The sequence below is a fragment of the Diaphorobacter sp. HDW4A genome, assembly GCF_011305995.1.
Lineage (GTDB): Bacteria > Pseudomonadota > Gammaproteobacteria > Burkholderiales > Burkholderiaceae_C > Diaphorobacter_A.
In genome coordinates this window covers 1,679,116-1,692,648 of sequence record NZ_CP049910.1, presented here as the reverse complement: position 1 = coordinate 1,692,648, position 13,533 = coordinate 1,679,116, and the positions used below count along the sequence as shown (strand labels likewise).

13 protein-coding genes are annotated in these 13,533 nt (G+C 59.9%); 8 read left to right on the top strand and 5 right to left on the bottom strand.

The features are described 5' to 3' along the window. Window positions 1-2: 2 nt before the first annotated feature. The gene (nadB, locus tag G7047_RS07585) at window positions 3-1,544 is read left to right on the top strand and encodes an L-aspartate oxidase (protein WP_166303027.1); all 1,542 of its coding nucleotides are present in this window, start codon (window positions 3-5) and stop codon (window positions 1,542-1,544) included. A gap of 178 nt (window positions 1,545-1,722) precedes the next feature. After that, on the top strand, window positions 1,723-2,535 hold the full coding sequence (locus G7047_RS07580) for an IclR family transcriptional regulator (RefSeq protein WP_166303024.1): 813 nt from the start codon (window positions 1,723-1,725) through the stop codon (window positions 2,533-2,535). A gap of 65 nt (window positions 2,536-2,600) precedes the next feature. On the opposite strand, the gene G7047_RS07575 is transcribed toward G7047_RS07580, so the two are convergent. The 5 genes from G7047_RS07575 to G7047_RS07555 all read right to left on the bottom strand — a co-directional run bounded on the left by G7047_RS07575 (window position 2,601) and on the right by G7047_RS07555 (window position 9,440). Then, window positions 2,601-3,734 (bottom strand): D-alanyl-D-alanine carboxypeptidase family protein, encoded by a 1,134-nt coding sequence (locus G7047_RS07575; protein ID WP_166303020.1) that lies wholly within the window; start codon window positions 3,732-3,734, stop codon window positions 2,601-2,603. Window positions 3,735-3,847: 113 nt separating this feature from the next. Continuing rightward, complete coding sequence (locus G7047_RS07570) at window positions 3,848-5,386, bottom strand: 2-isopropylmalate synthase (protein WP_166303017.1); 1,539 nt, start codon at window positions 5,384-5,386, stop codon at window positions 3,848-3,850. A gap of 485 nt (window positions 5,387-5,871) precedes the next feature. Further along, window positions 5,872-6,888 (bottom strand): ketol-acid reductoisomerase, encoded by a 1,017-nt coding sequence (ilvC, locus tag G7047_RS07565; protein WP_166303014.1) that lies wholly within the window; start codon window positions 6,886-6,888, stop codon window positions 5,872-5,874. A gap of 112 nt (window positions 6,889-7,000) precedes the next feature. Then, a complete protein-coding gene (ilvN, locus tag G7047_RS07560) occupies window positions 7,001-7,492 on the bottom strand; it encodes an acetolactate synthase small subunit (RefSeq protein ID WP_166066264.1) in 492 nt (163 codons plus the stop codon). A gap of 166 nt (window positions 7,493-7,658) precedes the next feature. After that, entirely contained in the window at window positions 7,659-9,440 is a 1,782-nt protein-coding gene (locus G7047_RS07555; RefSeq protein ID WP_166303011.1) for an acetolactate synthase 3 catalytic subunit, read from the bottom strand. Window positions 9,441-9,731: 291 nt separating this feature from the next. On the opposite strand from G7047_RS07555, the gene G7047_RS07550 reads away from it, so the two are divergent. From G7047_RS07550 to G7047_RS07525, 6 genes are all read left to right on the top strand, one after another. After that, the gene (locus G7047_RS07550; RefSeq protein WP_166303008.1) at window positions 9,732-10,304 is read left to right on the top strand and encodes an RNA polymerase sigma factor; all 573 of its coding nucleotides are present in this window, start codon (window positions 9,732-9,734) and stop codon (window positions 10,302-10,304) included. After that, the gene (locus tag G7047_RS07545; RefSeq protein ID WP_166303005.1) at window positions 10,301-10,762 is read left to right on the top strand and encodes a DUF3619 family protein; all 462 of its coding nucleotides are present in this window, start codon (window positions 10,301-10,303) and stop codon (window positions 10,760-10,762) included. The genes G7047_RS07550 and G7047_RS07545 overlap by 4 nt, the downstream gene beginning before the upstream one ends. Before the next feature lie 26 nt (window positions 10,763-10,788). Then, window positions 10,789-11,655 (top strand): DUF3106 domain-containing protein, encoded by an 867-nt coding sequence (locus tag G7047_RS07540; protein WP_166303002.1) that lies wholly within the window; start codon window positions 10,789-10,791, stop codon window positions 11,653-11,655. Between the two features lie 31 nt (window positions 11,656-11,686). Beyond that, on the top strand, window positions 11,687-12,259 hold the full coding sequence (locus G7047_RS07535) for an RDD family protein (RefSeq protein WP_166302999.1): 573 nt from the start codon (window positions 11,687-11,689) through the stop codon (window positions 12,257-12,259). A gap of 161 nt (window positions 12,260-12,420) precedes the next feature. Then, window positions 12,421-12,834, top strand: coding sequence for a diacylglycerol kinase (locus G7047_RS07530; RefSeq protein WP_166302996.1), 414 nt, complete (start codon window positions 12,421-12,423; stop codon window positions 12,832-12,834). Next, the gene (locus G7047_RS07525; RefSeq protein WP_166302993.1) at window positions 12,821-13,432 is read left to right on the top strand and encodes a TIGR00730 family Rossman fold protein; all 612 of its coding nucleotides are present in this window, start codon (window positions 12,821-12,823) and stop codon (window positions 13,430-13,432) included. Before G7047_RS07530 ends, G7047_RS07525 begins: the two co-directional genes overlap by 14 nt. The last annotated feature ends 101 nt before the right edge of the window (window positions 13,433-13,533 follow it).

Sequence of the window (13,533 nt, the reverse complement as noted above, 5' to 3'; positions counted from 1 at the left end):
CCATGAACGACACGCGCTCCACCGACGTGCTGATCATTGGCGCAGGTCTCGCCGCCATGGCGACCGCGCTTTCGTTGCCAGAGCATCTGCAGATCGACATGCTCTGCAAAGGCAATGTCCACGAATGTGCCAGTGCCTGGGCCCAGGGCGGCATTGCAGCGGTGCTCGATCCAGCGGACAGCATCGAAGTGCATGTGAACGACACGCTGATTGCGGGCGCGCACATCAACAACAAGGATGCCGTGCGCGACATCCTCGCGCAGGCTCCCGCAGCCATCGCCTGGCTGATCGAGCAAGGCGTGGCATTCGATCTGCAGGACGACGGCAGCACCCTGCACCTCACGCGCGAAGGCGGACATAGCCAACGCCGCATCGCCCATGTGAAAGATCGCACCGGCCTCGCCGTTCACGAGGCGCTGCTGCGTGCCTGCCGTGCGCGCACCCACATTCGCATCCACGAGTCGCATGCGGCGATCCAACTGCTGCATTCGCAAACCGATTCGGCGAGCACCTGTTTTGGCGCATGGGTACGCCTCCCTGATGGACGGGTCACGACATGGCTTGCGGGCCACACCGTGCTGGCCACCGGCGGGCTCGGCCAGTTGTTCTCGCGCAGCACCAATCCGTGGCCTGCCACCGGCGACGGCGTCGCCATGGCCGCACGCGCAGGTTGCAGTGTGCAAGACATGGAGTTCGTGCAGTTTCACCCCACTGCCTTGCAAATCGACGGCTGCGCTGCCGGGCTCATCACCGAAGCGCTGCGTGGCGAAGGCGCGCTGCTGCGGCTGCCGAATGGCGAGCGCTTCATGCTGCGCCATGACGCACGCGCAGAGCTCGCGCCGCGCGACATCGTCTCGCGCGCCATCCATGCGGAGATGCAGCAAAGCGGTCTCGCTCATGTACTTCTGGACATCACACACCAGCCGCGCGAATGGCTGACGGCACACTTCCCCGGCGTGACACAGTTGTGCGCCGACCATGGAATCGACATCGCGACGCAGCCCATTCCCGTCGCACCCTGCGCGCACTACGCATGCGGTGGTGTGCGCGCCACCATCAATGGCTGCACAGATCTGCACAACTTGTATGCCGTGGGCGAAGTGGCCTGCACTGGACTGCATGGTGCCAACCGACTCGCGAGCAACTCTCTGCTGGAATGCGTGGTGATGGGGCGCGGCGCAGCGCAAGTGATCACCACGTCGGCTCCCGTCAACGACACAGCGCAATCCAAATTGCTGATGCGTAGCATGCAATCGCCACTGCTCGACCTTGCGCAGCACTCCCCCATTGCACAGGTGTTGGCCCAGCTGATGGAGGAATGCGCTGGCATTCACCGCAACCAGCAGGGCCTCAGCCAGACCGCACGACAGATCAATGCCTGGCAGAAGATGTTGGGGACCAGCGATCCCGCATTGAGCAACCGCCTCGAAGCCTGCAGCCTGATCGTGAATGCTGCACTGCTGCGCACGCGAAGCTGCGGTGCACATACTCGAACGGACGAAAACAGTGAGGAATCCATGCAGCATGAGCCTGAAATGACATGAATCAAATCACGCAATCGCTCGCAACAACTGGCGTTATCACTGAATACTCATATTAGTGAATGCAGTCAACAAGTTACGCTACTCAAAAAATAGCAAATGACGCTATTCCGCAAACTGTCGTCTTGCGCGTCAATTTCACAAGATAAAATGCCTCGCATCGTGAGACTCATGGTTTGCTATGAAAAAGAACTACTCAGACTCTCCCGCCAAGCCCAGCGTCCAGGTACTGGAACGCATGTTTGTGCTCATTGATGTCCTGGCCTCTCGTGAAGAGGCCATTTCACTCAAGGAAATCAGCGAAAAAACGGGCCTGCACCCCTCGACCACGCACCGCATCCTCAATGACCTGACGATTGGTCGCTTCGTGGATCGACCGGAATCCGGCAGCTATCGACTCGGCATGCGCCTGCTCGAACTCGGCAATCTGGTGAAGGCGCGCCTGTCCGTGCGCGACGCGGCCATGGCACCGATGCGCTTGCTGCACAAGCTGATCCAGCAACCCGTGAACCTGAGCGTGCGTCAGGGCGACGAAATCGTCTATGTCGAACGTGCCTACAGCGAGCGCTCCGGCATGCAGGTCGTGCGCGCCATCGGCGGCCACGCCCCACTGCATCTCACATCCACCGGCAAGCTGTTCCTCGCCGCCGACGACCCGCAACGCGTGCGCGCCTATGCCACCCGCACGGGTCTGCCCGGGCACACGCGCAACAGCATCACGCAACTGCCGAACCTCGAGCGCGAGCTTGGCAAAGCCCGCCAGTACGGCATCGCCCGCGACAACGAAGAGCTCGAGCTCGGCGTGCGCTGCATGGCAGCCGGCGTGTTCGACGATCAGGGCCAACTGGTGGCCGGCCTGTCCATTTCCGCCCCCGCTGATCGTCTGGACGAAAACTGGTTGCCCAAGCTGCAAACCACCGCCAAGGAAATCTCGCAGGCGCTTGGGTTCAACGAAGGCCAGCGCACGGCGTTCAACGGGCCGATCACGAACTGATTTCTGTCTGTGCAAAAGTAAAAAACCGCGCAATGCGCGGTTTTTTACTGGGCCTCAAGATTGAATCAGCTATCGCCGTGATTGGAGCTTGCCATGACATGGCCTCCCGTATGCGAGCGCTGCTCTACCCAGTTGCGCACGCGTTCCGCATCGGCCAAGCGGCTGAACTTGCCTGCGGAGTCCAAGAACACCATGATCAGCTTTCGGCCAGATACTTGCGCCTGCATCACGAGGCAGCGACCCGCCTCGTTGATGAAACCCGTCTTCTGCAGACCGATGTCCCACGATGGGCTCTTGACGAGGCGATTGGTGTTGTTGAATTGCAAGGTGCGGCTGCCGATTTCTACTTCGTAGCTTGGCGAGGTGGTCAGTTCGCGCAGCAGCGGATCGTTGTGAGCCACGCTCACCAGTTGCGCCAGATCACGTGCGCTGGCCTGGTTGCTGCTGGACAGTCCTGTGGGCTCCACATAGTGCGTGGAGCGCATGCCGATTTGACGTGCCTTGGAATTCATCTTCTCGACAAAGACCGCCAAACCACCCGGATAAGTGCGTCCCAGTGCGTGTGCCGCGCGGTTCTCACTCGACATCAACGCCAGATGCAGCAATTCGCCGCGGCTGAGCGTCGTACCGACCGACAGACGCGAGCGACTGAATTTTTCGGTATCCACATCATCTTGAGTGATGGTGATGGACTCATTCATGTCCAGGCGCGCTTCCGAAACCAGCAGGCCTGTCATGAGCTTGGTGAGCGACGCGATGGGCAGCACGGCGCCCTCGTTCTTGCTCAGCAGCACTTCCTTGGTGTCTTGATCGATCACCAGCGCCACGCTCGATTGCAGCGCCAGCGGATCTTGCACGTCATGCAGCCCCGCAATCTGACCGAAGGACTGAGGTGCTGGCGTGTAGGCCACAGTTCGCACCGGGGCCTTTGCGCCGCGCGCAGAAAGGCGGTTGGACTTGCTGAGCGATGCGGTCACGCGTCCCGACTTGCCGCGCGTGGCCTCTGCCGTCTTGCGCGTCTGTTTTTCCGTGGATTTCGCAACTGGGCGTTTGGCACCCGAAGAAGCCGACTGTTTCTTGACGGCAACCGCTTTCTTTTTCTCGGCAGCGTGCACAGTCGGCACGGCTAACGAGACGCTCAAGGCTACAAAAGCCAAGGCGCTGAGAAAACGGGCGGCGATGCGGTTTCGGGCTTGCATCAAGATGCTCCAAGCGGCAATAAACGGTTTCAGTGTACACAATCAAAAAAAGTCGCACAAGATCAAGACCTTACGCGACTCTTCAAGAAAGTGAGTTAATTATAAAACCGGGCTCAACCTTGAGCGGCTACTCGCTCCGATTTACTTTGTAACTTATTCAACGCGCTCAGATAGGCTTTGGCTGACGCGACGACGATATCCGGGTCCGCACCCACGCCGTTGACTACGCGGCCGTTGCTCTGAAGACGCACCGTGACCTCGCCCTGGCTCTCTGTAGAACCGCTGATCGCGTTCACCGAATAGAGCACCATTTCCGCGCCGCTGTTGACGTGAGATTCGATGGCCTTGAGCGACGCATCGACCGGGCCATTGCCGTCGGATTCGCCCTGCACTTCCTTGCCTTCAGCGGTAAAGACCACTTTAGCGTGAGGGCGTTCGCCGGTTTCGCTGTGTTGGGAAAGCGAGACAAAACCGAAGGAATCCTTTTGCGTCGCCGCATGTTCGTCACTTACCAGCGCGAGGATGTCCTCGTCGAAGATGTCGCTCTTGCGGTCGGCCAGTTCCTTGAATCGGGTGAACGCGGCATTGATCTCGCCTTCGCTCTCCATCTGAACACCCAGCTCCTGCAGGCGTTGCTTGAACGCGTTGCGGCCCGAGAGCTTGCCCAGAACGATCTTGTTTGCCGCCCAACCCACGTCTTCCGCACGCATGATTTCGTAGGTATCACGCGCCTTGAGCACGCCGTCCTGGTGAATGCCGGATGCATGCGCGAACGCATTGGCGCCGACCACCGCCTTGTTCGGCTGCACGACGAAGCCGGTGGTCTGGCTGACCATGCGGCTCGCGGCGACGATGTGCTGCGTGTCGATGTTCACATCGAGACCGAAGTAGTCCTTGCGAGTTTTAATCGCCATCACGACTTCTTCGAGCGAGCAATTGCCAGCACGCTCGCCCAAGCCGTTGATCGTGCACTCTACCTGACGCGCGCCGCCGATCTTCACACCAGCCAGCGAGTTCGCCACGGCCATGCCGAGGTCGTTGTGGCAGTGCACGGACCAGATTGCCTTGTCCGCATTCGGAATGCGTTCGCGCAGATTCTTGATGAAGTCGCCGTAGAGTTCGGGAATCGCGTAGCCCACGGTGTCGGGCACGTTGATGGTGGTTGCGCCTTCCTTGATCACCGCCTCAAACACGCGGCAGAGGAAATCCGGATCGCTGCGGTAGCCGTCTTCCGCGCTGAATTCGATGTCGCCGCAGAGATTGCGCGCAAAACGGATCGAGCTGACCGCCTGCTCAAACACCTGATCAGGCGTCATGCGCAATTTCTTTTCCATGTGCAGCGGGCTGGTGGCCAGGAACACATGGATGCGCGCGCGGTTCGCACCCGCCAGCGCCTCGGCCGAACGCGCGATGTCGCGGTCGTTCGCACGCGAGAGCGAGCAGATGGTGGAGTCCTTCACCGCACCGGCGATGGAGCGGATGCACTCGAAATCGCCATTCGAGCTGGCTGCAAAACCAGCCTCGATCACGTCGACTTTCAGGCGCTCCAGCAGACGGGCGATGCGCAGCTTTTCATCCTTGGTCATCGACGCGCCGGGCGACTGCTCTCCATCACGCAACGTAGTGTCAAAAATAATCAGTTTTTCAGTCATCGAGGTCTCCAGAGCGCTGCAACCCATGCAGCTCGGTCAATTGAAAAGAACCGTATTCCAAGCGCAAAAAACAAATGGCCCGCTGCGCTTGCATACGGGCCATCGGATGAACAGTTCGCTCGCGCGCCAACATCACAGCCCGGTGGGCAGTAGAGCTAGGGCGAGAGCCAACGTTTTCATAGACCAACAATGTAGCACAACAGGCTTGATGCTTGAAGCCCTGATCCCCGAATCCCGGAGCGGACCAAAGCAGCACAGAGGGCCTTCGAATAAACCCCAACGGCAAGACAGCCCCTCAGGCGCGACGCAAAACCGCAGGCAGTACTCTCGTACGACAAGGCTTTGCAACAAAGCATGAGGGGCTGTATGGCCGCCACAAAGCGGTCAGCCATCGAAGCCGCGGGCTTCGCCCCCGCGGCAAGCAAACGAAAGCCCAAAAAACAAACGCCCCAAAATGGGCGTTCATTGGAGACCAATTGCAAGAATCAGTTGCGGGTTTGGTCTACCAGCTTGTTCTTGGCAATCCAAGGCATCATGGCGCGCAGCTTGCCACCGACGATTTCGATGCTGTGGTCAGCCGTGTTGCGGCGACGTGCAGTCATCGAAGGATAGTTCAGGCGACCTTCCTGGATGAACATCTTGGCGTAGTCACCGTTCTGGATGCGCTTCAGAGCGTTGCGCATGGCCTTGCGGGATTCTTCGTTGATCACTTCAGGACCTGTCACGTACTCGCCGTATTCGGCGTTGTTCGAGATCGAGTAGTTCATGTTGGCAATGCCGCCTTCGTAGATCAAGTCAACGATCAGCTTCAGCTCGTGCAAGCATTCGAAGTACGCCATTTCTGGAGCGTAGCCGGCTTCGACCAAGGTCTCGTAACCCATCTTGATCAACTCGACAGCGCCGCCGCACAGAACGGCTTGCTCGCCGAACAGGTCGGTCTCGGTTTCTTCCTTGAAGTTGGTCTCGATGATGCCGGCCTTGCCGCCACCATTGGCCATTGCGTACGACAGGGCCAGGTCACGGGCTTTGCCGGACTTGTCCTGATGCACGGCCACCAGGTGAGGCACGCCGCCACCTTGGGTGTAGGTGTTGCGCACGGTGTGGCCTGGAGCCTTTGGAGCCACCATCCACACGTCCAGATCAGCACGTGGGATGACCTGGTTGTAGTGCACGTTGAAGCCGTGAGCGAAAGCCAGCGAAGCGCCTTGCTTGATGTTCGGAGCGACGTTGTTGTTGTAGACCTCGGCGATTTGCTCGTCGGGCAACAAAATCATGACCACGTCGGCAGCCTTGACTGCGTCGTTGACTTCCATGACGTTCAGGCCGGCCTTGCCAACCTTGTCCCAGGAAGCGCCGCCCTTGCGCAGACCAACCACGACCTTCACGCCGCTGTCGTTCAGGTTCTGTGCGTGTGCATGACCTTGGCTGCCGTAACCAATGATGGCAACGGTCTTGCCCTTGATGAGGCTCAGATCACAGTCTTTGTCGTAGAAAACTTTCATATCGGCTCCGGGGAATGGTTTTGGGGGTTGAAACTAAAAACTAAACGAAGAAGAAATGCAGCGAAAAACACTCTGCATGTGGTTTGGCTCGAGAGGGTGAATCCCGTGCCGATTACACGCGCAGAATCCGCTCGCCCCGGCCAATGCCGCTGGCGCCAGTGCGCACTGTTTCGAGAATGGCTGTGCGGTCAATCGCCTGCAGGAACGCATCGTTCTTGCTTTGATCGCCCGTCAGCTCGACGGTGTAGCTCTTGTCGGTCACGTCGATGATGCGGCCGCGGAAGATGTCGGCCATGCGCTTCATCTCTTCGCGCTCTTTGCCGACCGCGCGCACTTTCACCATCATGAGCTCGCGCTCGGTGTAGGAGCCTTCGGTGAGGTCAACGACCTTCACGACTTCAATCAGACGGTTCAGGTGCTTGGTGATCTGCTCGATCACGTCTTCCGAGCCCGTCGTCTGGATGGTCATGCGCGACAGCGAGGCGTCCTCTGTGGGCGCCACGGTCAGCGATTCGATGTTGTAGCCACGCGCGGAAAACAGGCCAACCACGCGAGACAGGGCTCCGGGTTCGTTTTCCAGCAGGACAGCAATGATGTGTTTCATGATGCGCGATTCCTCTTTTCGCTACCCTCCCCTGATGTCGGTAAACACCAAGCTCGGCAGGCAATAGATTCGTCAAAAAGCAGCCATTCTCGCGAATGGCGATGGATGGCCGGGAGCGGGATTACCCCGCAGCCCGGCATTATGAATGGATGATCTTGGAAAAGTCTTACAGATCTTCCGCGCCCAGCAGCATCTCGGTGATGCCCTTGCCGGCTTGCACCATCGGGAACACGTTCTCCGTGGGGTCGGTACGGAAGTCCATGAACACCGTGCGGTCCTTGAGCTTGCGGGCCTCGCGCAGTGCGGGCTCCACATCCTGAGGACGCTCGATCAGCATGCCGACGTGACCATAGGCCTCTGCCAGCTTCACGAAGTTGGGCAGCGAATCCATGTAGCTGTGGCTGTAGCGGCCCGAGTACTCGATTTCCTGCCACTGGCGCACCATGCCAAGATAACGGTTGTTCAGTGCGCAGATCTTGATCGGCGTGTTGTACTGCAGGCAGGTGGCGAGTTCCTGGATGTTCATCTGCACCGAGCCTTCGCCGGTGATGCAGAACACTTCGGACTGGGGCTTGGCGAGCTTGATGCCCATGGCGTAGGGAATGCCCACGCCCATGGTGCCGAGGCCGCCGGAGTTGATCCAGCGACGTGGCTCGTCGAAGCGGTAGTACTGCGCGGCCCACATCTGGTGCTGACCCACGTCGGACGTGATGTAGGTATCAGCATCCTTGGTCATGTTCCAGAGCGTGTCCACCACGTACTGCGGTTTGATCACGCTGGTGTTCTCGCGGTCGTAGGCGAGGCAGTCGCGGCTGCGCCAGGCTTCGATCTGCTTCCACCACTGCGCGAGCGCACCGGCTTCGGCGCGGGTCGTGGTTTCGCGGATCATGTTGATCAGCTCGGTCAGCACATCCTTCACGTCGCCCACGATCGGCACATCCACCTTCACGCGCTTGGAGATGCTCGACGGGTCGATGTCGATGTGAATGATCTTGCGATCGTTCTGCGCAAAGTGCTTGGGGTTGCCGATCACGCGGTCGTCAAAGCGCGCGCCCACCGCCAGCAGCACGTCGCAGTTCTGCATCGCGTTGTTGGCTTCGATGGTGCCGTGCATGCCCAGCATGCCGAGGAACTTCGGATCGGATGCGGGATACGCGCCCAGCCCCATCAGCGTGTTGGTGACCGGGTAGCCCAGCATGTCGACCAGCGTGCGCAGTTCGTTGCAGGCATTGCCCAGCAGCACACCGCCGCCGGTGTAGATATAGGGGCGCTTGGCCGTCAGCAGCAGCTGAAGAGCCTTGCGGATCTGACCTCCGTGGCCCTTCTTGACCGGGTTGTACGAACGCATTTCCACACTCTGTGGATAGCCGTTGTACGGGGTCTTCTTGAAGGAGACGTCCTTTGGAATGTCCACCACCACGGGGCCGGGACGACCGGTGCGCGCGATGTGGAAGGCCTTCTTCATGGTCATCGCCAGATCGCGCACATCCTTCACGAGGAAGTTGTGCTTGACGATGGGGCGTGTGATACCGACCGTATCGCATTCCTGGAATGCGTCGAGGCCAATGGCGGGCGTGGGCACCTGACCGGAGATGATCACCATGGGGATCGAGTCCATGTACGCGGTCGCGATGCCAGTCACAGCGTTCGTGAGGCCCGGGCCGGAGGTCACCAGCGCCACGCCGACATCACCTGTCGCGCGGGCATAGCCATCGGCTGCGTGAACGGCGGCCTGTTCATGGCGCACCAGCACGTGCTGCATGGTGTCCTGCTTGTACAGGGCATCGTAGATATAGAGAACCGCACCGCCGGGATAGCCCCAGATGTACTGAACGTTTTCCGCCTGAAGGGATTTGATGAGGACTTCAGCGCCCATCAATTCCTGGGTGCCGGTGTTGCCGCTGGCTGCTGCGGCTGCCGACGAGATTTCGGCCTTGGAGATTTCCATGATGATGAACCTTTGTGAATTTCTCTAACGAAAAACCTTGGGTGCCCCTTGGTCGAGCTCTTGTGAAGCCGCCTTGGAACTTGAGGCCTCGGTCATGAGCGACATGAGTTCTTCGCCGAACCGGGACCCGTTTGCGTTATTTGCTGCAGTGCACATTATTGCACTTTGCGGGCCGTCGCACAGCCCAGTGCTCAAAAAAACTACTCTGATGTCATAATCGCCGGATTAACAACCAAGTGGCCCGCTTCATTGCGCTGGCCCAGTCAGTCCCCTTACGGGACAGTTTTGCTTTTGGCCTCCGAACAAGAACTGTCAGATTTCCTCAAGAGCGTAGACAAACGTGCTTTCAAGCGCACGGTCTATCACGTTCGCGATGAGGAGGCCGCACTGGATATCGTCCAGGACAGCATGATCAAACTGGCCGAGCATTATGGGGATAAGCCCATCAACGAGCTGCCGATGCTGTTTCAGCGCATCCTCTCGAACAGCACGCTTGATTGGTTCCGCCGACAAAAAACTCGTAACGCTTTGTTCACGAGTCTCAGCGACTTTGAAAGCTCGAGTGACGACGCTGGTGATTTTGACCTGCTGGAGAACTACGCCATCGAGGGCGATCAGCGAGAAGGCAGCCAGAGCGCGGAAGACCAGATCCGTCGCAAGCAGATCTTCCATGAAATAGAAAAAGAGATACAGGAGTTGCCTGCGCGTCAACGAGAAGCCTTTCTCATGCGTTACTGGGAGGAAATGGATGTTGCAGAAACGGCCGCAGCGATGGGTTGCTCCGAGGGCAGCGTCAAAACGCACTGCTTCCGCGCCATTCAAACGCTGAGCAAGGCACTGAAGGCAAAAGGAATCGAGCTATGAACCGCCATATCTCTGAAAATTCGAACAGCACAGCGGCAGACCGTTTCGCCCTTCGGGTGGTGGCCCGCCTCGACCAAGGTAGCAACGAGCTTGCCTACGACATCGCTGAGCGACTGCGCGCAGGCCGCATGCAGGCGCTGGACAAGCGCAAGCGTCCGGCCGTCGTGGCGCAACGTCCCGTGGTGGCCGAGCCCGTCGTTCTGGGAGTCGGTCACACGGCCACCATGGGTGGCGGCTGGGGCAGTGAAGGCGGCAACTGGTGGCGTGCACTGGTGTCGGCCATCCCTGTCGCAGCACTGCTCGTGGGCCTGTTTGTCGTGGGCGTGAATCAGAATGAAGCCGGCGCGAATGAAATTGCCGAGGTGGATGCTGCCCTTCTCACCGATGACCTGCCTCCAGAGGCCTATACTGACCCCGGTTTTCTGCAATACCTGAAAACATCCCAACACAAACCTTGAACCTGATCGGTTGACCACCGATTTGCATGCAGAGATTGGCGCCAGACGTACCCGACCGTTCCAAACCAAGCCGTGCAGCCGCCATCGCGGGGCTGCTGGCTTTGGCATGCCTGACATTTGGCGCATGGAAAGCCGTCACCTATCTGGACATCGCGCCCACTATCTCGACGCCGGATGAGGCCCTGCCCTCCAAGCGCTCCAACATCCGCTCCAGCTCGACCACGGCTCGTGCGCCAGCACCCATCACTCAGGGTGGCCCCATGTGGGGCGAACTCTCGAGCTCCCAGAAAGACGCCCTCTCGCCACTGGCCACACGCTGGAACCAGCTGACGGAGGGCCAGAAGCGCCACTGGTTGACACTCGCGTCGAACTTCGACTCCCTCAGCGAGCAGGAGCAGGCCAAGATGCTCAGCCGCATGACCGAATGGGCCAACCTCAGCGCGCAGCAGCGCAGCCAGGCCCGTCTGAACTTTGCCGCCACCAATCGCCTGTCGCCCGACGACAAACTCGCACAGTGGGAGGCCTATCAAGCCCTGAGCGAGGAAGAGAAGAAACAACTCGCCTCCAAGGCCGCGCGAAAGCCCTTCGGCGCAGCCGTAGTGGTCAAATCGCCCCCATCCAAGAAGCTGGTACGCATTCCGGCCGCTACGACTGTTGCGCCAAATCAACCCAACCCGCCCAAGATCCCGCCTATGGCGGACTACCATGTGCCGCATGTGTTTCCTCCGCCAGCGGCACCGCTGCCCAGCACCCCGATGACGGTCGAAACAGCACCGGTTCAGGGCTCGTCGGCAACCGCACAACCCCTGCCACCATTGAACCCGGCCTCGGCCCCGGACACCGAGGAAAAGGTGGATCTGCGGGATGTCACCTCGGTCAATTCACCTCAGTAATCAGTCAACACGCACCAGCGCCGTCCGCCGAATGAGTTCTCCGCTTCCTCCTGGCCCCATCACCCGCCCAGACTCACCGACGGATCTGCCCCCCAACTCGGAAGGCATGACACCTTCGCTGCGTCGTCGCATGGCCTGCTGGCTGTACGAAGGCATGTTGATGTTCGGCGTAGTGTTCATCTCGGGCTATCTGTTCAGCGCCCTCACCCAGACCCGCAACGCCCTCGACAACCGCCACGAGCTGCAGGCATTTCTGTTCGTGATCTTCGGGATTTACTTCGTGTGGTTCTGGGCCAAGGGCCAGACGCTCGCCATGAAGACCTGGAACATCCGCGTGGTCGATTCGCAAGGCCGCTCCATCAGCCAGCTGCGAGCGCTCAGGCGATACGTGCTGTCATGGCTCTGGTTTCTGCCGCCGCTGCTCATCAGTTGGGCAGCCAAGCTCAGCGCCGCCGAAGCCTTGGTCATTCTCGGTGGCTGGATCGCCATCTGGGCACTGCTCAGCCGCTTTCACCCCGAGCGCCAGTTCTGGCACGACGCATGGGCGGGCACGCGCCTCGTCCATTCGGCACCGCTGACACGCAATCGCAGCGCGAAGTCCTGACGCGTTTAGCGGAAGGCTCTGTTAAGCCGTTGTTCACACAGGCCCGGCAGCATCCAGACTGCGCTACGATGTCTGGCTAAATGACGGCACGTCCTATCCGCCCACATTCTTGCCCCGCGCAACGATTTCCTTTCGCTGAATTCCGCTTTGCTTCCGCCCCCATGGCCCATCCACTTCCGCCCTCGCCTGCTCCACATCCACACAAGGCCCGCACGGGTCTCAACCGCTGGATTCATGCTTTCGGCTATTCGATGCAAGGCCTCAAGGCGGGCTGGAGTGAAAAGGCGTTCCGCTCGGAGGCCTGCCTAGCGATCATCATGATTCCGGCAGCCTTCTGGCTCGGCAGCACGTGGATCGAGGTCGCCCTGCTCGCCGGCTCCGTGCTGCTGGTGTTGATCGTCGAGTTGCTCAACACGGGCATCGAGGCGGCCATCGACCGCATCGGCCCGGAGTTGCACGATCTTTCCAAGCGCGCGAAGGACATGGGAAGCGCCGCTGTGCTGCTCTCCCTGCTGCTGTGCGGCGGCATCTGGCTCGCCGCACTCTATCAAAGGTTTGCCCATGCCATCCACTAACAAGAAACCAGCCCCCGCGTTCTCGATCTGCGTCTATCTCGGCTCGCGCCCGGGTGAGAACCCCGCGTTCACCCAGTCTGCCATCCAAGTCGGCTCCTGGATCGGCGAGCATGGCGGACAGCTTGTCTACGGCGGCGGCCGCAGCGGCCTGATGGGTACGGTCGCCGAAGCCACGCGCAAAGCGGGCGGGCGCGTCGTCGGCGTGATTCCCAAGGCCCTCGTTGACAAGGAACTGGCCAACCAGCACTGCGACGAGTTGCACATCGTCGACAACATGCACGAGCGCAAGGCCATGATGGCCGAGCGCAGCGACGCCTTCGTCGCCCTTCCCGGCGGCATCGGCACGTTCGAGGAGCTGTTCGAGATCTGGACTTGGCGCCAGCTCGGCTACCACGACAAGCCCATCGGCCTGCTCAACGTGGACGGCTACTACGACGGCATGCTGGGCTTTCTGGAAACCAGCGTCAAATCCGGCTTCATGGGCGAATGGCAGATGGACCTGATCACCGCCCACACCGACCACGACGCGCTACTGCGCAAGCTCGTGCAGGAAGCAGGCAACAACATGTCGCAGATCCCTCTGCGTACTGTGATCTGAACCAAGTCCTGTCAGCTACATCCGTTCAACGGATGAAACAAACACAATCGCGTTCCCGTGGATGCCGCGCAATGTCATCCATGCCATGCCTGTTCAGAATG